Annotated in this window: 16 protein-coding genes; 9 read left to right on the forward strand and 7 right to left on the reverse strand. The window is 62.8% G+C overall.

The window, feature by feature from the left end:
• Window positions 1-24: 24 nt before the first annotated feature.
• The 3 genes from malG to malE are packed head-to-tail and all read right to left on the reverse strand — an operon-like array spanning window position 25 to window position 3755.
• A complete protein-coding gene (gene malG / locus ACF8MC_RS24665; protein ID WP_004936696.1) occupies window positions 25-915 on the reverse strand; it encodes a maltose ABC transporter permease MalG in 891 nt (296 codons plus the stop codon).
• A gap of 11 nt (window positions 916-926) precedes the next feature.
• On the reverse strand, window positions 927-2504 hold the full coding sequence (gene malF / locus ACF8MC_RS24670) for a maltose ABC transporter permease MalF (RefSeq protein ID WP_041036905.1): 1578 nt from the start codon (window positions 2502-2504) through the stop codon (window positions 927-929).
• A 57-nt stretch (window positions 2505-2561) separates the two neighbouring features.
• Entirely contained in the window at window positions 2562-3755 is a 1194-nt protein-coding gene (malE, locus tag ACF8MC_RS24675; protein ID WP_033636215.1) for a maltose/maltodextrin ABC transporter substrate-binding protein MalE, read from the reverse strand.
• A 358-nt stretch (window positions 3756-4113) separates the two neighbouring features.
• Here malE and ACF8MC_RS24680 point away from each other — a divergent pair, with 358 nt between their 5' ends.
• The 4 genes from ACF8MC_RS24680 to malM all read left to right on the forward strand — a co-directional run bounded on the left by ACF8MC_RS24680 (window position 4114) and on the right by malM (window position 8515).
• The gene (locus ACF8MC_RS24680; protein ID WP_033638605.1) at window positions 4114-5085 is read left to right on the forward strand and encodes an alpha-amylase family glycosyl hydrolase; all 972 of its coding nucleotides are present in this window, start codon (window positions 4114-4116) and stop codon (window positions 5083-5085) included.
• A complete protein-coding gene (gene malK, locus ACF8MC_RS24685; protein WP_033636214.1) occupies window positions 5078-6187 on the forward strand; it encodes a maltose/maltodextrin ABC transporter ATP-binding protein MalK in 1110 nt (369 codons plus the stop codon). Before ACF8MC_RS24680 ends, malK begins: the two co-directional genes overlap by 8 nt.
• A 32-nt stretch (window positions 6188-6219) precedes the next feature.
• Window positions 6220-7509 carry a maltoporin gene (locus ACF8MC_RS24690; protein WP_033649704.1) on the forward strand — a complete coding sequence of 430 codons (1290 nt, stop codon included), beginning with the start codon at window positions 6220-6222 and terminating at the stop codon, window positions 7507-7509.
• 100 nt (window positions 7510-7609) lie between these two features.
• A complete protein-coding gene (gene malM, locus ACF8MC_RS24695) occupies window positions 7610-8515 on the forward strand; it encodes a maltose operon protein MalM (protein ID WP_033636212.1) in 906 nt (301 codons plus the stop codon).
• A gap of 55 nt (window positions 8516-8570) precedes the next feature.
• Here malM and ACF8MC_RS24700 read toward each other — a convergent pair whose 3' ends face one another.
• The 3 genes from ACF8MC_RS24700 to ACF8MC_RS24710 are packed head-to-tail and all read right to left on the reverse strand — an operon-like array spanning window position 8571 to window position 11984.
• The gene (locus ACF8MC_RS24700) at window positions 8571-9554 is read right to left on the reverse strand and encodes a nucleoside hydrolase (RefSeq protein ID WP_039569666.1); all 984 of its coding nucleotides are present in this window, start codon (window positions 9552-9554) and stop codon (window positions 8571-8573) included.
• A gap of 21 nt (window positions 9555-9575) precedes the next feature.
• Complete coding sequence (locus tag ACF8MC_RS24705) at window positions 9576-10577, reverse strand: LacI family DNA-binding transcriptional regulator (RefSeq protein WP_060427041.1); 1002 nt, start codon at window positions 10575-10577, stop codon at window positions 9576-9578.
• A 24-nt stretch (window positions 10578-10601) separates the two neighbouring features.
• A complete protein-coding gene (locus tag ACF8MC_RS24710; protein WP_033654718.1) occupies window positions 10602-11984 on the reverse strand; it encodes an MFS transporter in 1383 nt (460 codons plus the stop codon).
• Between the two features lie 392 nt (window positions 11985-12376).
• Here ACF8MC_RS24710 and ubiC point away from each other — a divergent pair, with 392 nt between their 5' ends.
• Window positions 12377-12892 carry a chorismate lyase gene (ubiC, locus tag ACF8MC_RS24715; protein WP_033636208.1) on the forward strand — a complete coding sequence of 172 codons (516 nt, stop codon included), beginning with the start codon at window positions 12377-12379 and terminating at the stop codon, window positions 12890-12892.
• A gap of 17 nt (window positions 12893-12909) precedes the next feature.
• The gene (ubiA, locus tag ACF8MC_RS24720) at window positions 12910-13782 is read left to right on the forward strand and encodes a 4-hydroxybenzoate octaprenyltransferase (RefSeq protein ID WP_033636207.1); all 873 of its coding nucleotides are present in this window, start codon (window positions 12910-12912) and stop codon (window positions 13780-13782) included.
• A gap of 65 nt (window positions 13783-13847) precedes the next feature.
• Here ubiA and plsB read toward each other — a convergent pair whose 3' ends face one another.
• Window positions 13848-16313 (reverse strand): glycerol-3-phosphate 1-O-acyltransferase PlsB, encoded by a 2466-nt coding sequence (plsB, locus tag ACF8MC_RS24725; RefSeq protein ID WP_033649708.1) that lies wholly within the window; start codon window positions 16311-16313, stop codon window positions 13848-13850.
• A 148-nt stretch (window positions 16314-16461) separates the two neighbouring features.
• On the opposite strand from plsB, the gene ACF8MC_RS24730 reads away from it, so the two are divergent.
• From ACF8MC_RS24730 to dinF, 3 genes are all read left to right on the forward strand, one after another.
• Window positions 16462-16830, forward strand: a complete 369-nt coding sequence (locus ACF8MC_RS24730; protein WP_015379225.1) for a diacylglycerol kinase — start codon at window positions 16462-16464, stop codon at window positions 16828-16830.
• Between the two features lie 102 nt (window positions 16831-16932).
• Complete coding sequence (gene lexA, locus ACF8MC_RS24735) at window positions 16933-17541, forward strand: transcriptional repressor LexA (protein ID WP_004936736.1); 609 nt, start codon at window positions 16933-16935, stop codon at window positions 17539-17541.
• Window positions 17542-17642: 101 nt separating this feature from the next.
• The gene (gene dinF, locus ACF8MC_RS24740) at window positions 17643-18980 is read left to right on the forward strand and encodes an MATE family efflux transporter DinF (protein ID WP_033636205.1); all 1338 of its coding nucleotides are present in this window, start codon (window positions 17643-17645) and stop codon (window positions 18978-18980) included.
• Window positions 18981-19107 lie beyond the last annotated feature (127 nt).

The following is a 19107-nucleotide window of genomic DNA, read 5'->3' on the forward strand; positions in this document are numbered from 1 at the left end:
TCAAACGCACTGCAGTGGCACAAATTACCCCTTCACGCCGCCGGCCGTCAGGCCGCCAACCAGCCAGCGCTGCGCCAGCAGGAACACGGCGGTGATCGGTATCGCCGACAGCACCGCGGCGGCGGCGAAGTCGCCCCACAGGTAGTTCTGCGGGTTGAGATATTGCTGCATTCCCACCGCCAGCGTGTAGCTGTTCACATCGCGCAGCAGCAGCGATGCCACCGGCACTTCGGTGATGGCGGCGATAAACGACAGAATGAACACCACCGCCAGAATCGGCACCGACAGCGGCAGCAACACCAGACGGAACGCCTGCCACGGCGTGGCGCCGTCCAGCGCCGCCGCCTCTTCCAGCGAGTTGTCGATGGTTTCGAAATAGCCCTTGATGGTCCAGACGTGCAGCGCGATGCCGCCCATGTAGGCGAAGATCACGCCGCCGTGGGTATTCAGGCCGATAAACGGAATGTACTGGCCCAGGCGATCGAACAGGGCGTACAGCGCCACCAGCGACAGCACCGCCGGGAACATCTGGAAGATCAGCATGCTTTTCAGCAACGTGCTCTTGCCGCGAAAGCGCATGCGGGCAAAGGCGTAGGCGCAGGTGGTAGACAGCGTCACGATGCCGATGGCGGTGATCGCCGCGATCTTGATGGAGTTCCACAGCCACAGCAGCACCGGGAACGGCGGCGGCGTCACGCTGCCGTCGGCGTGGGTGACGCTAAAGCCGAGCGCCAGCCGCCAGTGATCCCAGGAGAGGGTTTCCGGTATCAGGCTGCCGGTGGCGAAGTTGCCGGAGCGCAGCGAGATGGCGACCACCATCAGCAGCGGGAACATGATCAGGGCGATAAAGCACAGCATCAAAATATGGGTGATCCACAGGCGCAGGCGCTGGGATTTGGGTTGAACCATGGCCATCGTCATTCTCCCTAATCGAAGTTCATCTTGCTGGCTTTCAAATTCAGGATCGCCAGCGCGCCCACCAACAGGAAGATCAGCGTGGCGATGGCGGCCGCCAGCCCGAAGTCTTGCCCGCCGCCGCCTTCGAAGGCGATGCGGTAGGTGTAGCTGACCAGCAGATCGGTATAGCCGGCCGGCGTCGTGGTGCCGATCATGTCCGGGCCGCCGTTGGTCAGCAGCTGGATCAGCACGAAGTTGTTAAAGTTGAAGGCGAAGCTGGCGATCATCAGCGGCGTCAGCGGCTTGATCAGCAGCGGTAAGGTGATGCGGAAGAAGTTTTGCCACGGGTTGGCGCCGTCCATCGCCGAGGCCTCGTACAGATCGTCCGGGATCGCCTTCAGCAGCCCCATGCACAGGATCATCATGTACGGGTAGCCGAGCCAGGTGTTGACGATCAGGATCATGCTCTTGGCGGTGAGCGGATCGCTGAACCAGGCCGGTTTGATGCCGAACAGATGGCTGAGCATCATGTTGATCTCGCCGAAGCTCTGGTTGAACAAACCTTTGAAGATCAGGATCGAGATGAATGACGGCACCGCATAGGGCAGGATCAGCAGCACACGGTAGATCGCCTTGCCTTTCAGCGCCTCCCACTGCACCACGCAGGCCAACACCATGCCGACCGCCACGGTGAGGATCACCGTCATCACCGAGAACACGATGGTCCAGATGAAGATCGACACGAACGGCTTTTTGATGCCCTCGTCCTGCAGCACCCGCAGGAAGTTTTTCCAGCCGGTGGTGACGGTATAGCCCGGGCTCAGGGTTTCCTGCGCCCAGCCGCCGTCGGCGTTGATCGCCTGATAGAAGCCGGTGTCGCCGTTCGGCCGGTAGCGCACCTGGGTCTGGTTATTGGTCAGCGTGCTGCCGTCTTGGTCCAGCGCATACAGCGGGCGGGTGCCGGAGAACTGGCGCAGGGAGCTCATGCGCAATTCACCGCCGTCGGGCAGCTGCGCCACCAGCTGGCTCAGCGCCTGCCGGTTCTGGGTGATCACCCGCAGCGTGGCGCGCTCGCCCTGCGGCGCGGCGCTCTGCGCCGTCAGTTTCAGGGTTTGCGGCGCGGCGGCGTCGAGGCGGAAAGGCTCGGAGATCAGCGGTGCTTCGCCGTCCGGCGGCGTCAGCTGCAGGCGCCACTGCTGGTTTTCCGCCGGGTAGAGGCCGAAGGTAAAGGTTTTGCCGCTCTGGAACTGGCGCTGCATCAGCACCGATTGCGCGCGCTCGAAGGTCAGCTGGTTGGTGCTGCTGTAGTTGGTGAAGGCGATGGCGATGGTGCAAATCAGCGGGAACAGGACGAACAGCCCCATGCCGGCGACGCCGGGATACACATAGCGCCAGGCGTAGGCGCGGCGGTTGGCGAAGACGTAAAGCCCGGCGCTGACCAGGATCAGCGTCAGGATAGCGAACAGGTATTCACCCTGTGCATACATCAACACAATCAGGTAGCAGGTCACCAGGCTGAACAGGCCGACCACCAGCCATTTCAGCGCGTCGCTTTGCCACCACTTCGATTTTTTACGCGCAGGCGTCCCGGCGTGAGCGAATTGCATAGGGCGTTCCTTTCTGTGAAGCAACGGCGGGGCACCGTGGCACCCCGCACGACGTCGTTACTTGGTGATGCGGGTCTGCACGTCGTCCAGCGCGGCTTTCACCGTCTGACGGCCGCTGACGGCGTTGATCACCGCACTGCGTTCGGCGTACCAGAAGGCGCTCATCTGCGGGATGTTCGGCATGATCTCCCCGTTTTGCGAGTTCTGCATGGTGGCGGCGATCTTCGGATCTTTGGCCAGCGTTTCCTGGTAGGACTTCAGCGCCACCGCGCCCAGCGGCTTGTCTTTGTTGACGTCCGCCAGCCCTTCGTTGGTCAGCAGGTAGTTCTCGAGGAACTCGGTCGCCAGCTCTTTATTCGGGCTGGCGGCGTTGATGCCGGCGGTCAGCACGCCGACGAACGGCTTGGACGGTTTGCCTTTGAAGGTCGGCAGCAGCGTCACGCCGTAGTTGATTTTGCTCTGCTCAATGTTGTTCCAGGCCCACGGCCCGTTGATGGTCATCGCGGTCTGGCCTTTGTTGAACGCGGCTTCGGCGATCGAGTAATCGGTATCGGCGTTGATATGCTTGTTTTTCACCAGATCGACGATGAACTGCAGGCCGGCCTGCGAACCGGCGTTGGCGACGCCGACATCCTTGATGTTGTATTTGCCGTTTTCATACTTGAAGGCATAACCGCCGTCGGCGGCGATGATAGGCCAGGTGAAGTAGGGTTCCTGCAGGTTCCACATGATGGCGCTCTTGCCGTTGGCGCGCAGCTGCTTGTCCAGCGCCGGGATCTCTTCCCAGGTCTTCGGCGGCTGTTTGACCAGGTCTTTGTTGTAAATCAGCGACAGCGCCTCGACGGCGATCGGGTAGCCGATCAGCTTGCCGTCATAACGCACGGCGTCCCAGGTGAACGGAAACAGCTTGTCCTGGAAGGCTTTGGACGGGTGGATTTCGGCCAGCAGGCCGGACTGCGCATAGCCGCCGAAGCGGTCGTGGGCCCAGAAAATGATGTCAGGGCCGTCGCCGGTGGCGGCCACCTGCGGGTATTTTTCTTCCAGCTTGTCCGGGTGTTCGACGGTAACCTTGATGCCGGTGTCTTTTTCGAATTTCTTGCCGACTTCGGCCAGGCCGTTATAGCCCTTGTCGCCGTTGATCCAGATAACCAGTTTGCCTTCCTCGATCTTGGCGAAGGCGGAAGAAGAGAGCACCAGGGTGGCCAGTGCCGAGAGCGCCAGCGTGCGGGCGAGGGTAATGCTGCGAGTCATAATCCAGTCCTTCTTTTTGTGGGCACATAAATCAAGGAGTGACGTTTCGCGGTAATAGTGGGTCACAACGCGACATATTCTCATCCTCCCCCCCTCTACGCCCCTGAGATGAGGAGTGTGATCCAGTTAACGTTGCGCTCTATTCTGTGGCGTCAGGCACAAAATAGGGGGGCGATTTTTGCCAGACGGATCACAGATTTGCCTTAAGCGCGGAACTTCTCATCGCCGCGGTCGTTCTCTCATCCTCCCGCCTCCTCCCCCATGAAAAATCCTGTTACGGATGATTACCCTTTCCGGCGACTCCCGCACTATCGGCCCATTGATTTTTAACGCCACGCGCAGCAGGGATACCGGATTTATGTCGTCAATGCCTATCGCCACTCAACCCACCCTGTACCGGATCCATCCGGCCAGTTTCCGTGACGGAAACGGGGACGGCGTGGGCGACGCGCACGGCATGCTGGCGGCGCTGCCGTACCTGAAAGCGCTGTCGATCGACGGCCTGTTGCTGCCGCAGACGCTGGCGCCGGAGGCCGAGGCGACGGTGACGGCCGAAGGGCTGACGCTGTGGTACGGCGATGAAGCCAACCGCGTTCGCAATGCCGTTGCGCCACAGCGGTTCGTCCACGGCGCGCTGGCGCTGGACGTGATGCCGTTCAGCGCGGAGAAGCTGGTGGCGGTGCTGCACGCCCGCCGCGCCACGTTGGCGGACAGCCTGTGGAGCACCGGCGACGCCGATCAGCCAAGAGTGGTCAGCCGCTGGGGGCAGGGCGACCTGCGTTCCGCCGCCGCCTTTTTGACGCTGTTGGCGATGTTGCCGGCGCCGATCTGCCTGTACCAGGGCGAGGAGCTGGGGCTGCCGCATGCCGCCGGGCTGCAGGATCCGCGCGGCGCGCAAACGCCGATGCCGTGGCATGAAGCCCCCGAACAGGTCACCGCCGGCGAAATCAGCTGGTATCAACAGGTGGCGATCGAACACCGCGCATTGGCCATCAGCCGCCAACAGCACGACAGCCACTCCACCTTACGTTACTGCCAGGCGCTGTTGGCCCTGCGCCGTTCGCCGCTCATCCAGCGCGGCGAATTGAACGCGATCAGCCAGCGGGACGGCGTGGTGCGCTTACTTATTACCCATCAGGATCAATGCCTTGAAGCGCTGATAAACCTGCAGCCTTATACTCAGGCGGCCGCGCCGTCTGAGGCGACCTTGCCATTGGCATGGCAGCACGGCGCGCAGCAAGAGGGTCATCAATGGGTTTTGGCGGGCTTTGCCTCCGCCATTTTCACACGACATGTTAACTGCGAAAGCAGGGGAGTAACGCATGGCTAGCGTGACACTGCGCAGCGTTTATAAGGCCTTCGGTGAGGCCGTGATTTCCAAAGACGTCAATCTGACCATCGAAGACGGCGAGTTTGTGGTGTTTGTCGGGCCGTCGGGCTGCGGTAAATCGACGCTGCTGCGCATGATCGCCGGGCTGGAGGACATCACCTCCGGCGACCTGCTGATCGGCGAGAAACGCATGAATGAGGTGCCGCCTTCCGAGCGCGGCATCGGCATGGTGTTCCAGTCCTACGCGCTGTATCCGCACCTGTCGGTGGCGGACAACATGTCGTTCGGCCTGAAGCTGGCCGGCGCCAGGAAAGCGGAAATCAATCAACGGGTGAATCAGGTTTCCGAGGTGTTGCAGCTGGCGCACCTGCTCGATCGGCGGCCGAAGGCGCTGTCCGGCGGGCAGCGTCAGCGCGTGGCGATCGGCCGCACGCTGGTGGCCGAGCCGGACGTGTTCCTGCTCGACGAACCGCTGTCCAACCTCGACGCCGCGCTGCGGGTGCAGATGCGCATCGAGATTTCCCGTCTGCACAAGCGCCTGCAGCGCACCATGATTTACGTCACCCACGATCAGGTCGAAGCGATGACGCTGGCCGACAAGATCGTGGTGCTCGACGCCGGTCGCGTGGCGCAGGTCGGCAAGCCGCTGGAATTGTACCACTACCCGGCCAACCGCTTCGTCGCCGGGTTTATCGGCTCGCCGAAGATGAACTTCCTGCCGGTCAAGGTGACCGCGGCGCAGCCGCAACAGGTGCAGGTCGAACTGCCCAACCGCCAGCTGGTCTGGCTGCCGGTGGAAGGCGAGGGCGTTCAGCCCGGCGCCAACCTGTCACTGGGCATTCGCCCTGAACATCTGCTGCCCGGCGAAGCCTCAGAAGTGCGGCTTACCGGCGACGTACAGGTGGTGGAGCAGCTCGGCAACGAGACGCAAATCCACATCCAAATCCCGGCCATCCGTCAAAACCTGGTGTACCGCCAGAATGACGTGGTGCTGGTAGAAGAAGGTGCCACATTCGCCATCGGCCTGCCGCCACATCGTTGCCACCTGTTCCGTGAAGACGGTACGGCATGTAAACGGCTGCACCAGGAGCCGGGCGTTTAAAGCATCAAAGTCGGTATAACAGGAGAATAATGATGACTACTCTGCGCAAACTTCCTCTGGCACTGGCTGTCGCCGCCGGTGTTCTCTCTACACAGGCGCTGGCCGTGGATTTTCACGGTTACGCCCGTTCCGGCATCGGCTGGACCGGCAGCGGCGGTGAGCAACAGTGCTTCAAGGCCACCGGCGCCGCGAGCAAATACCGTCTCGGCAACGAATGCGAAACCTACGCCGAACTGAAACTGGGGCAGGAAGTGTGGAAAGAAGGCGACAAAAGCTTCTATTTCGACACCAACCTGGCCTATTCGGTCTCGCAACGTTCCGACTGGGAAGACGTGACCCCGGGCTTCCGCGAAGTCAACGTGCAGGGTAAAAACCTGATCGACTGGCTGCCGGGCTCCACGCTGTGGGCCGGTAAGCGCTTCTATCAGCGTCATGACGTTCACATGATCGACTTCTACTACTGGGATATCTCCGGCCCGGGCGCCGGTCTGGAAAACATCGATCTGGGCTTCGGCAAGCTGTCCGCCGCCGTGACCCGCAACTCCGAATCCGGCGGCTCTTACGGCTACCTGGATAACGAATGGAAACAGCGCCCAACCGTCAACGACACTTTCGACCTGCGTCTGGCCGGCCTGGAGCTGAACCCGGGCGGCACCCTGGAGCTGGGCGTGGACTACGGCCGCGCCAATGCGCAGGATAACTATCGCCTGGCCGACGGCGCCAGCAAAGACGGCTGGATGTTCACCGCGGAACACACGCAGAGCATCCTGAACGGCTACAACAAATTCGTGCTGCAGTACGCCACCGACTCGATGACCTCGCAGAACAACGGCCGCAACGAAGGCGCCACCATCGATAACAACGGCAAGATGATCCGCGTGCTGGATCACGGCGCCATCGACTTCAACGATCAATGGGCGCTGATGTACGTCGCCATGTTCCAGGACATCGACCGCGACAACAACAACGGCACCACCTGGTACACCGTGGGCGTGCGCCCGATGTACAAATGGACGCCGATCATGAGCACCCTGCTGGAAGCCGGCTATGACAACGTCAAATCCCAGCGCACCGGCGATCGCAACGGCCAGTATAAAGTGACCCTGGCGCAGCAGTGGCAGGCGGGCAACAGCATCTGGTCGCGTCCGGCCATCCGCCTGTTCGCCACCTACGCCAAGTGGGATGAGAAGTGGGGCTACGCCACCGGTGACGACACCGGGTATAACACCGGCACCGCTTACAACGACACCAGCATGCATACCTTCAGCCGCGGCAAGGATGACGAAGTCACCTTCGGCGCCCAGATGGAAATTTGGTGGTAACGACGACAGGGCGGGGAGGGCCATCGGCTCTCCCCCAACCGCATTCGCCGCGGCCGGATCTCTTGCCTGATCCGCCGCGGCGCTGAAAGAGGATATAACGATGAAAAAGAATCTGCTGTCACTCTGCCTGTCGCTGGCGCTGACCGTCGGCGCGCCTTTGGCGGCCAACGCCGACACGCCGGCCAACGTTTCCGTCGCGCCGGCCATCAGCGCCGCCACGCTGCAAAGCCTGCCGTGGCAGCCGCTGCAGCCGCCGGTGTCGCAAGAGGTGAAGCTCGACGCCGTCAGCCCGCAGCTCAATCAGGGCGAGATTCAGGGAGCGATCGCCGCCTATACGCTGCCGGCCGATCGCGGTTCGCTGGAAGTGACGCTGAGCAGCCTCGCCAAAAACAATTCGCTGTACGCGCCGAGCGTGCTGGTGCTGGACGAGCATCTGCGCCCGGCGGCGTATTACCCGAGCAGCTATTTCCCGTATCAGCCGCCGGGGGCGATGTCCTCCGATCGCCTCGAAGGCACGCTGAAACTGACGCCGGCGCTCGGTCAAAAACAGATTTACCTGCTGGTGTACACCACCCGCCAGGACTTGGCGAAAACCACGCAGCTGACCAACCCGGCCAAGGCCTATGCGCAGGGCGTGGGCAACGCGGTGCCGGATATCCCGGATCCGATCGCCGGCCACGCGACGACCGGCACGCTGAAGCTTAAGGTCACCGCGGAACAGGGCACCGGCAACGTGATGATCGGCATGCTGCAGCCTGCGCCGACCGTGGCGCCGGTGGTGGTGGGCTCGACCGCACCGGCCGCCGTGGCGGCGCCTGCGCCTGCGCCGGAGAAACCGGCGGAGCCGATGCTCAACGATACCGAAAGCTACTTCAATAACGGCATCAAGCAGGCGGTGAAGGCGGGCGATATCGACAAGGCGCTGAAGCTGATGAATGAGGCCGAGAAACTGGGCTCGACCACCGCGCGTAAAACGTTTATCAGCAGCGTTAAAGGCAAGGGGTAACACCCGGCGCTGCCGATGCTGGCTCGATGATTGGTGCGCTTTGGCGCACCTTTTTTCATCCGCGGGCCAGCGTTGCGCCGATCAACGCCAACAGACGGGCGTTGTCCACCTGCTGCATGACGCGCACCGGCTTGCCCTGCGGCGCCGGCATGCCGACCGTCAGGCGCAGGCTGTCCGGCCGCCAGCGGCGTGAGCTGCCGCGCGTCAACGCCCCTTCCAGCGCCACATCCACATGAAACATCTCGGTGGTGACCAGCTGCGGCGCCAGCAGCCAGGCGATCACCAGCGCATCATGGATCCAGCAGCCCGGCAGGCGCCGCGTATGGCGCGAATAGTCGATCCACGGCTGCGTCGTGGCGCGCAAATAGCGGCACAGCGGGGTATCCGGCTGGGTCAACGCGGCCAGATCCGCCTGGGTCAGCATGGTCTGAGTGGTGACATCCAGCGGCGCCAGCGTGATAGCGGCGCCGCTGTTCAACACCAGCCGCGCCGCTTCCGGATCCAGGCCGAAATTGGTGTCCTTGATATATCCCTCAACGTTGAACACGCCGCCCATGATCACGATCTCTTTCACCGCCTGCGCCATCTGCGGGTAAAGCTGCATGGCGTGCGCAACGTTGGTCAGCGGGCCGATCGCCGCCAGCGTGATCTCGCCGGGATGCCGGCAGATCAGTTCGCCGATGGCGATGGCGGCGTCCGGCGCGGGCGCGTTGGCCAGCGAGGGCGCGGGCAGGTCACGCCACAGCGCCGCCAGCTTAGGATCGGCGATCGGGCGGTCCAGGTGTGCGCGCCACGGCTCCGGCGGTTCGCTCAGGGCGCGCGCCGCGCCGAGGGCGACCGGCACCTGATAGCCGCTCTGCGCCAGCAGATCGGTGGCGACGGCGAAGCCCACTTCACGCGGGGTGTTGCCGGCCACGATGCTGATCAACTCCAGCTGCAGCTGCGGTTTGGCCGCCAGCGCCAGGGCCAGCGCCAGGCCGTCGTCGACGTTGGCGCCGGGAACGCCGTTGCCGGGATCGCAATCAATGATTAAACGCATATAAGGTGTCCTGAAAAACCGCTAACAGCCGCACGAACGGCGGATGCGCAGTTGAAAAGCGAATTCATGCAGCTCGGCGGGCGCGGCGCCGGCGGCCAGCATGGCGATGGCCCGCTTGGCCATGGCGTCGATCGGCTGCTCGACCGCGCTGAGCGGCGGCACGCTGAATTCGGATTGTTGCGTGCCGTTAAAACAGATCAGCGCCAGATCGTCCGGCGCGCGCAGCCCATGCTCCGCCAGCGCCGACAGGCAGCCGAGCGCCTGCTGCTCGTTGGAGGTGAAAACGGCGCGCGGGCGCGGGCCTTGCACCAGGCGCTGGGTGGCCTGGTAACCGCCCTGGCGGGTGTAGGGCGCTTCGAAAATCCACGCGTCGCGTGGCGCGATGCCCGCCTCCAGCAGCGCATCGCGCCAGCCGTTCAGGCGATCCTGCGCGTTGAGCATGGTCAGCGGACCGATAAAAATGCCGATGTCGCGATAGCCGTGCTGCAGCAGATGGCGGGTCGCCTGGCAGGCGGCGTCGCGCTCGTCGACGCGGATGGCGCAGACGCCGGCCTGGCTGTCGATGGTGTCTATCATCACGCAGGGGGTGCCGGAAGCGCGGATCAGATCGAACCACGGGTGGCGATCGACGCTGGTGTACAGCAGGCCGTCGACCTGGCGGCGCAGCAGGTTGTTGATAAGCTCATACTCGCGCTGACGATCGTCGCCGGCGTCGCCCAGCAGCAGCACGCGGCCGCGGTTGAAGGCTTCCTGCTGCAGCGCCCGCGCCAGAGTGGCGAAGAACGGGTTGGAAATATCCGGCACCACCAGCCCGTAGGTTTGCGTGCTGCCGGAGGCCAGCGCCCGCGCGATGTCGTTCGGCCGGTAGCCGGTCTGCTCGATCGCCGCCAGCACGCGCAGCCGGGTGGCTTCCGCCACCGGGCGCGGGCCGTTGTTGATCACGTAGCTGACCACGGCGACGGAGGTGCCCGCTACGCGGGCCACGTCGGCGCGGGTAACGCGTCGCGCGGAGTGATTATCCAAATTGAGATCCTGTTCGCCTTCTCGCTACGCGGCATCCTGCGGCAGGTTGAGATCGCGGCCGCGGGTTTCGGGAGCAAAGAAGGTGGTGATTAAGCCGATGCCCGCCATTACAACAAAATAGGCGGCGACAGGCCACCAGTGACCGAAGCCGGAGAGCAGCGCGGTGGCGATCAGCGGCGCGGTGCCGCCGGAGAGGATCGAGCCGAGCTCCTTGGCGAACGCCATCTTGGAGTAGCGGTTCTTCACGCCGAACAGTTCGACGCCGTAGGCCGCCTGCACGCCGAAGATCCCCAGCGATGCGATGCACATGCCGACCACGATCACCGAGATGACGATCGCCGGTTCACGGCTGTCGAGCAGCCAGAACGCCGGGAAGGCATACAGCACCAGCAGCAGGCAGAACCAGCGGTAGGTGACGCGGCGGCCGAAGCGATCGGACAGCCAGCCGGCCAGCGGGATCACCAGAAAACCGCACAGCGAGGCGATCAGCACCGCCAGCGCCGGCACCGATTTATCGACCATCAGCACCTTGGCGACGTAGCCGACGATAAAGCCCTGGCACAGATAGGAGGGGCCGTTTTCGCCGATGCGCAGGCCGAGCATCACCCAGAACGCTTTGGTGCGCTGCAGGTAGCTGCGTGAGTCCGGCGCGGCCTGAGCGGCGTCCAGCATGCGCTGGTGGTTTTGTTGCAGCTCGCGCTCGAACACCGGCGTTTCGCGCACGTGACGGCGCAGGTACAGCGCCACCCCGGCGATCAGAATGCTGGCGAGGAACGGAATGCGCCAGCCCCAGCTCATCAGATCTTCCTTGTCGAGCTGCAGCACCAGCAGCCATACCAGCGACGCCAGCAGGGTGCCGCTGTTGGAGCCGATGGCGATGATCGAGGCCACCAGCCCGCGCCGCTTGGCCGGCGCGTATTCCGCCAGCATCACCGCGCCGCCGGACAGCTCCGCGCCGGCGCCGAACCCCTGCGCGAAGCGCAGGATCACCAGGCAGGTGGGCGCCCAGACGCCGATTTGCGCATAGGACGGGATCAGGCCGATCAGCGTGGTGGAAATGCCCATCAGCGCCACGGTGGTGATCAGCACCACGCGGCGGCCTTTGCGATCGCCGATCCAGCCGAACACCAGCGCGCCGATCGGCCGCGCGACGAAACCGACTGAGTAGGTGGCGAAGCTGGCCAGCAGAGCGACCAGCGGCGTGGCCTCGGGGAAGAACACATCGCCGAACACCATGCCGGCCGCCAGGCCGTACAGCGCGAAGTCGACGTATTCCATGGCGGTGCCGAGCCAGCAGGAGAAGGTGGCGCGCCAAAATTGGCTGCGCCCCTCTTTGGTTGCCAGGCGTTCATCGGCCGCCAGCGCGGCGTCGGCGGTCTGTGGAGTGGCAAGCGTTGTTTCGCTCATGACGGTGCTATCCTCTTTTGTTCTGCGCCTGGAGGGGCGCGGTTAAAGATGGTTTCCCTGGTGCCGGCAACAAAGGTGTGCCGACAAATGATGTCGGACGCATGGCGATTCAACGCTGCGGTGTCAGAGTATCTACGCGCGTAGATAAAACAACGCGACAAAGATGAAACTTTGCAGGCGATCACAGAATCGTCATCGTGCCGGGGAACGAAGATAGAGAATACGGATGGCAAAAAGATGACAGAACCCCGGTTTTTCCGGCCGATAGGCCTGCCGTTTTCGCCACGAATCAGCCTGCCGCTTTCGCATTTCTGCGCTACAATGGGGGCCTGTTAACAGTTTGTATCGTCTGGCGCGCCGTACCGGCTGCGGTTCAGGCGAGGAGTAAAGCAATGTCTGGCATCAGGGATTCCATCCTGCCGCCGCTGGAGTGGTTGTCCGAACAGGATCCTCCGGCGCCCGCCGCCGTCAGCGACTGGCTGATGGAGTTAGGCTCCATGACCCGCCGATTTGAACGCCATTGCGCCCAGGTGCGCGTCGAACCGCAGCGCGAATGCTTCGTCACGCGCGAGGCGCTGGGCGACGAGGCGAAGCACCTGCCCGACAGCCCGCGCTACTGGTTGCGCGAAGTGGTGCTGCTGGGCGACGACCAGCCCTGGCTGCTGGGGCGCACGGTGATCCCGGAAAATACGCTGACCGGCCCCGACCAGGCGCTGGTGGATCTGGGCACGCTGCCGCTGGGGCGCTACCTGTTCAGCAGCGGCGAGCTGACCCGCGACTATATCCATATCGGCCGGCAGGACGCGCTGTGGGCGCGCCGTTCACGGCTGCGGCTGGCGGGCAAACCGCTGCTGCTGACCGAACTGTTTTTACCGGCTTCGCCGCTGTATTCAGCGGTTCCTGCATAAGAGAGGAGAGCAAGACCTTGGAGGGAAGCGTGACTCAAAGTAAATGGCGGGCTTACAGCCATTTGATGCGCATTGATAAACCGATCGGCACGCTGTTGCTGCTGTGGCCGACGCTGTGGGCGCTGTGGCTGGCCGGGAAAGGCGTGCCGCCGCTGTCGATTTTGCTGGTGTTCGTGCTCGGCGTGTTCCTGATGCGCGCCGCCGGCTGCGTGGTGAATGACTACGCCGATCGCGCGGTGGACGGCTACGTGAAACGCACCGCCGGGCGGCCGATGCCGAGCGGCCGGGTGAGCGCGAAAGAGGCCAAGGTGCTGTTCGTGGTGCTGGTGCTGATCTCGTTCTGCCTGGTGTTGACGCTGAATGCTATGACCATCTGGCTGTCGCTGGCGGCGCTGGCGCTGGCCTGGGCGTACCCGTTTATGAAGCGGGTGACCAACCTGCCGCAGTTCGTGCTGGGCGCCGCGTTCGGCTGGGGCATTCCGATGGGCTATGCGGCGGTCAGCGAATCGCTGCCGCTCAGCTGCTGGCTGCTGCTGCTGGCCAACATCTGCTGGACGGTGGCCTACGATACGCTGTATGCGATGGTCGACCGCGACGATGACCTGAAGATCGGCATCAAATCCACCGCTATCCTGTTCGGCCGTTATGACAAGCTGATCGTCGGGCTGTTGCAGTTCGCGACGCTGCTGCTGCTGGTGTGGGTCGGTTATCTGGCGCAGCTCGGCGGGGCGTTTTACTGGTCACTGCTGCTGGCGGGCGCGCTGTTCATTCACCAGCAGAAACAGATCGCCGGCCGCGAGCGCGAGGCCTGCTTCAAGGCCTTCCTGCAGAACAACTATGTGGGGCTGGTGGTGTTCATCGGCATCGCGCTGAGCTATCTGCCGACGTAACGCTTCCCTTCCGCAAGAAAAAAGGCACCCCGAGGGTGCCTTTTGTGTTTCCGCGCCGGGCGAAATCACTCGTCTTTCTCTTCTTCCGCATCGGATTGCGGCAGGGCGTTGGTTTCTTCCGGCATGTTGACGCTTTCGATGGTCAGCTTGATCTCCGGCGTGATCAGATCGCTCAGCATGTTGTACACCTCGAGGGTGTGCTCGCGGATCGCATCGCCGCTGTCGTTGATATAGCCTTCTTCGCGCAGCGTTGCCACCAGGGTGGAGAACACCGCCTTGTCGAAGAATTCCGGCGCGTTGATGCCGTGCAGCACCGACAGACGCTGCGCCATGATGCGGCTCTCTTTCTCCAGCGCGCCGCGGTTGATGCTCGGGTTGGCGCTGAGGATCGACATGGTGATGGCGTAGCGTTGCAGGGTTTCGCGCACCCCGGCGGCCAGCAGCTGCAGCGGGCGAATGCGCGCCGGGTTCAGCACCAGCTCGTCGCCTTTGTCGCAGATCAGCTGTTGACGGATCAGCTCGTCGATCACCGGCCGCAGCACCTCCGGCAGCTGTTCCTTGTCGTTATGCAGGAACAGCTCGGCTTTCAGCATCGGATAGATCATGCCGATTTGGCGCAGCAGCTCGGCGCGCGATACCCGTCGGTGATGCATCACGATGCTGGCGATCAGCGACGGCAGCACCAGCAGGTGGTGGATGTTGTTGCGGTAATAGGTCATCAGCACCGCCTGCTCGCGCGGCAGGATGATGATGTCGCCGATGCTGTCCTTCTCCACCTCGAACTTGTTCATGTTCAGCGCGTGATCCAGCAGCTCGTCCGGCGTTTGCGTCGGCACGGTGACGTCACGCGCGTAAGGCGCGTTGCGCATCAGCTGCAGGTAGCACTCGAGCTGTTCGATCAGCTGCTCGCGGGTCAGCGAACGCTGACGCGAGGCCAGCAGCGCGGTGGAACACAGGTTCATGGCGTTGGCCGCGGCGGCGTTGTTGATGCGCACCATGATCTGGCCGGCCAGATCGTTGACCGTCGGCGTCAGCCAGCTTGGGCGCTGGGCTTCGATCGGATCGATCGACTCGCGCCACTGCGGCACGTTCTGGTTGAGGTAAGCCGTCAACGGCAGCGGTTCGCCGAAGTTGACGTAACCCTGGCCCAGGTTGCGCAGCTTGCGCAGGCCGCGCAGCATCTGCGGCAGGCTCTCTTTTTCCTTGGTGGCGCCGCGCAGCTCTTTGGCATAGGTACCCACTTCCATCACGTGCTCGTAACCGATGTAAATCGGCACCAGCGTGATCGGACGGGTGCCGCCGCGCAGCATCGCCTGGATGGTCATCGACAGGGTGCCGGTCTTCGGCTCCAGCAGGCGCCCGGTGCGGGAACGGCCGCCTTCCACGAAGTATTCCACCGAGTAACCGCGGGTGAACAGCTCGCCGAGGTATTCGCGGAACACCGTCGAGTACAGCTTGTTGCCCTTGAAGGTGCGGCGGATGAAGAACGCGCCCAGGCGACGGAAGATCGGGCCGGCCGGCCAGAAGTTGAGGTTGATGCCGGCGGCGATGTGTGGCGGCACCAGGCCCTGGTGATACAGCACGTAGGACAGCAGCAGATAGTCCATGTGGCTGCGGTGGCAGGGCACGTAGACGATCTCGTGGCCGTCCTGCGCCAGCTGGCGCACGCGCTCGGCGTTGGTGACGTTGATGCCCTGATACAGCCGGTTCCAGGTCCAGCTCAGCACGCGGTCGGACAGGCGCACGGTTTCGTAGGAGAAATCGGCGGCGATCTCTTCCATCAGCGCGATGGCGTTTTGCTGGGCCTTCTCGTGTGAGATCTTCTTGCTGCGCGCTTCGTCCTCGACCGCTTTTTCGATCGCTTTGGACGCCAACAGCTTGTTAAACAGATCCTGACGGGCCGGCAGGCTCGGGCCCACCGCGGCCAGGCGCTGACGCGAGAAGTGCATGCGCGCCACGCGCGCCAGTTTCTGCGCGATGGTTTTATCCGTTCCGTGTTCGGTGGCCATGCGGCGCAGCGAAACGGTGTTGGAGAAACGCACGAAGCTGTCGCGGCCGAGCCACAGCACGGCGAAGAATTTCTGCACGCCGTTCAACAGACGCAGGTGCGGCGTACCGTGGCCTTCGCGGCCCGGCGAGCGGCCGAACATCACCGAAACCGGCAGCATCTGAATGTCGAGATCCGGATTGCTGCGATGCAGATCCAGATAGTCGTGGAACAGCTTTACCGACTCTTCTTTCGGGGTGTAATAGCGGAACACGCGCGGGCCGTCGTGAATGAACACGTAGCTCGGCAGCACGGTGCCGTCGATCTCCAGCGAGTTGAGCGGATCGGGCAGATCCTGCGCCAGGCACTGGGTGCGCAGCGTCAGCAAATCCGCCTTGGAATTGTAAGGTAAAACATACAAAATCGGCCGTGAGGGATCCAACCCTAGCTCGGTAACCGGATCTGAAGGGATGACCTTACTTCTTACCAACAATTTAAGTGGTAAATTCAATATTTTATAATAAATTTTACGCCAACCTGACATAACAACGTGAAGCCTCTTGTTAGCAATGCGCCGCAAGCATACCAGAAACCGGGTAGCAGATCTGTGGTGTTCGAAATCCGAGAGCCGTCAGCGCGGACTGTTCTAGACTCTTTTTATTATGACCGACCTCTGAGAAAGGCACGAAAACATGGCAAACCAAGCAACCGGCCTGACCCGCATCATCAAGGCCGCCGGCTATTCCTATAAAGGGCTTTCCGCCGCCTGGCAACACGAAGCGGCGTTCCGCCAGGAACTGGTGGTCACCCTCCTGGCTATCATACTGGCTGTCTGGCTGGATGTGGGTGCGATAGCGCGCATTTTATTGATCGGATCGGTAGCGCTGGTGATGATCGTCGAGATCCTGAACAGCGCGATCGAGGCGGTGGTGGATCGCATCGGCAGCGAACATCACGAGCTGTCCGGCCGGGCCAAGGACATGGGATCGGCGGCGGTGTCGCTGGCGATCGTGCTCGCGCTGTTCGTTTGGGGCACGGTCTTATGGCAGCACTTCGGCTGACGAAAAGCGCCTACTGACTGATTTTTATTTAATCTTCGGTTCCCAATCCGCGCTTACCTGTATATACTCACAGCAAGACTGTATAAACAAACAGGGGGCGGAATGAAAGCACTAACTACCAGACAGCAAGAGGTCTACGACCTGATTCGCGAGCACATTTCGCAAACGGGCATGCCGCCAACGCGTGCCGAGATCGCGATGCGTCTGGGGTTCCGTTCGCCTAACGCCGCCGAAGAACACCTGAAGGCGCTGGCACGCAAAGGCGTGATCGAAATCGTCTCCGGTGCTTCGCGCGGTATCCGCCTGCTGATGGAAGAAGAAGAAGGGCTGCCGCTGATCGGCCGCGTCGCCGCCGGCGAGCCGCTGCTGGCGCAGCAGCACATCGAAGGGCACTACCAGGTGGATCCTTCCCTGTTTAAACCGAGCGCCGATTTCCTGCTGCGGGTGAACGGCATGTCGATGCGCGACATCGGCATTCTGGATGGCGATCTGCTGGCGGTGCACAAAACGCAAGACGTGCGCAATGGCCAGGTCGTGGTGGCGCGCATCGAAGACGAAGTGACGGTCAAGCGCCTGAAAAAGCACGGCAACGTGGTTGAACTGCTGCCAGAGAACAACGAATTCCAACCGATCGTGGTCGATCTGCGTCAGCAGAATTTCACTATCGAAGGGCTGGCGGTCGGCGTGATCCGCAACGGCGACTGGATTTAATCGTCGCACCCTCAGTGCCGCCTCCTGTATCAATCGCCCCTGTTCTGGGGCGTTTTTGTTTCTGACCTTGCCATTCGCCACCGCTACGGGAACGTCTCATCATGCGCTTGATTTCCGCCTTTACCAGCGACACCGATAAAGCTCTGTGGCGCCTGGCCCTGCCGATGATTTTTTCCAATATTACCGTGCCGCTGCTCGGGCTGGTGGACACCGCGGTGATCGGCCACCTCGACAGCCCGATCTATCTGGGGGGCGTCGCGATCGGCGCGGTGGCGACCAGCTTCCTGTTCATGCTGCTGTTGTTCCTGCGCATGAGCACCACCGGCCTGGCGGCGCAGGCGCTGGGGGCACAGAACCCGCAGGCGCTGGCGCGCGCCTTTATGCAACCGCTGCTGTTGGCGCTGCTGGCCGGAGCGGCGATCGTCCTGCTGCGTTATCCGCTGATCGAACTGGCGCTGCGGATCGTCGGTGGCGATGGCGAAGTGCTGGAACAGGCGCGGCGTTTTCTTGAGATCCGCTGGCTCAGCGCCCCGGCGGCGCTGGCCAATCTGGTGCTGCTGGGCTGGCTGCTCGGCGTGCAGTACGTGCGGGCGCCGGTGATCCTGCTGATCGTCGGCAACCTGCTGAATATCGTACTGGATATCTGGCTGGTGATGGGCCTGGGCTGGAACGTGCGAGGGGCGGCGGCGGCCACCGCCATCGCCGAATACGCCACGCTGTTGCTCGGCCTGTGGCTGGCGTGGCGGGTGATGCGCCTGCGCGGTATTACCCTGCCGATGCTGCGCCAGGCCTGGCGCGGCGATCTGCGTCGCCTGCTGGCGCTCAACCGCGATATCATGCTGCGTTCACTGTTGCTGCAACTGTGCTTTGCGTCGCTGACCATTTTCGGCGCTCGCCTGGGGAGCGAGGTGGTGGCGGTCAATGCGGTATTGATGAATCTGCTGACGTTCACCGCCTATGCGCTCGACGGCTTCGCTTATGCGGTGGAGGCCCATTCAGGCCACGCCTACGGCGCCCGGGACGATAGCCAACTGCGTAAGGTGTGGCACGCGGCCTGCAGGCAGGCGGGGCTGGTCGCGTTGGCCTTCGGCCTGGCGTATGCCGTTACCGGCCAGCAGATCGTGGCGGCGTTGACCTCCTTGCCGGAGCTGCGTGCGTTGGCCGCCCATTATTTACCGTGGCAGGTCATTCTGCCGCTGGTCGGGGTGTGGTGCTATTTGCTGGACGGCATGTTTATCGGCGCCACGCGCGGCGCCGAGATGCGTAACAGCATGGCGGTGGCTGCGGCAGGGTATGGTCTGACGCTGTTCAGCGTGCCGCTGCTTGGCAACCACGGGCTTTGGCTGGCGCTGGCGGTGTTTCTGACGTTGCGCGGCGTGGCGTTGGGCTGGATTTGGCACCGCCACCAGGTGCGCGGCAGCTGGTTTACCGCACATTAACCCGGGCATTTTGTTGGGGTAATGGTCAGTTTTTCTTATGTTTTATGTCATGTTTGCTTACATGTTTTCAGCCTGGTCCCGTTCGCGTTAGTTCGTTGTTTGCTGGCGTTTTTTGTTTTTATTTTGT

Source organism: Serratia sp. LACPHL-BACT-2024-00286 (assembly GCF_043109535.1).
GTDB lineage: Bacteria > Pseudomonadota > Gammaproteobacteria > Enterobacterales > Enterobacteriaceae > Serratia > Serratia sarumanii.

Bases quoted from the DNA above. Each gene is read 5' to 3' on its own strand.
- malG (WP_004936696.1), bottom strand. From the start codon at position 915: ATGGCCATGGTTCAACCCAAATCCCAGCGCCTGCGCCTGTGGATCACC.
- malF (WP_041036905.1), bottom strand. From the start codon at position 2,504: ATGCAATTCGCTCACGCCGGGACGCCTGCGCGTAAAAAATCGAAGTGG.
- malE (WP_033636215.1), bottom strand. From the start codon at position 3,755: ATGACTCGCAGCATTACCCTCGCCCGCACGCTGGCGCTCTCGGCACTG.
- ACF8MC_RS24680 (WP_033638605.1), top strand. From the start codon at position 4,114: ATGTCGTCAATGCCTATCGCCACTCAACCCACCCTGTACCGGATCCAT.
- malK (WP_033636214.1), top strand. From the start codon at position 5,078: ATGGCTAGCGTGACACTGCGCAGCGTTTATAAGGCCTTCGGTGAGGCC.
- ACF8MC_RS24690 (WP_033649704.1), top strand. From the start codon at position 6,220: ATGACTACTCTGCGCAAACTTCCTCTGGCACTGGCTGTCGCCGCCGGT.
- malM (WP_033636212.1), top strand. From the start codon at position 7,610: ATGAAAAAGAATCTGCTGTCACTCTGCCTGTCGCTGGCGCTGACCGTC.
- ACF8MC_RS24700 (WP_039569666.1), bottom strand. From the start codon at position 9,554: ATGCGTTTAATCATTGATTGCGATCCCGGCAACGGCGTTCCCGGCGCC.
- ACF8MC_RS24710 (WP_033654718.1), bottom strand. From the start codon at position 11,984: ATGAGCGAAACAACGCTTGCCACTCCACAGACCGCCGACGCCGCGCTG.
- ubiC (WP_033636208.1), top strand. From the start codon at position 12,377: ATGTCTGGCATCAGGGATTCCATCCTGCCGCCGCTGGAGTGGTTGTCC.
- plsB (WP_033649708.1), bottom strand. From the start codon at position 16,313: ATGTCAGGTTGGCGTAAAATTTATTATAAAATATTGAATTTACCACTT.
- ACF8MC_RS24730 (WP_015379225.1), top strand. From the start codon at position 16,462: ATGGCAAACCAAGCAACCGGCCTGACCCGCATCATCAAGGCCGCCGGC.
- lexA (WP_004936736.1), top strand. From the start codon at position 16,933: ATGAAAGCACTAACTACCAGACAGCAAGAGGTCTACGACCTGATTCGC.
- dinF (WP_033636205.1), top strand. From the start codon at position 17,643: ATGCGCTTGATTTCCGCCTTTACCAGCGACACCGATAAAGCTCTGTGG.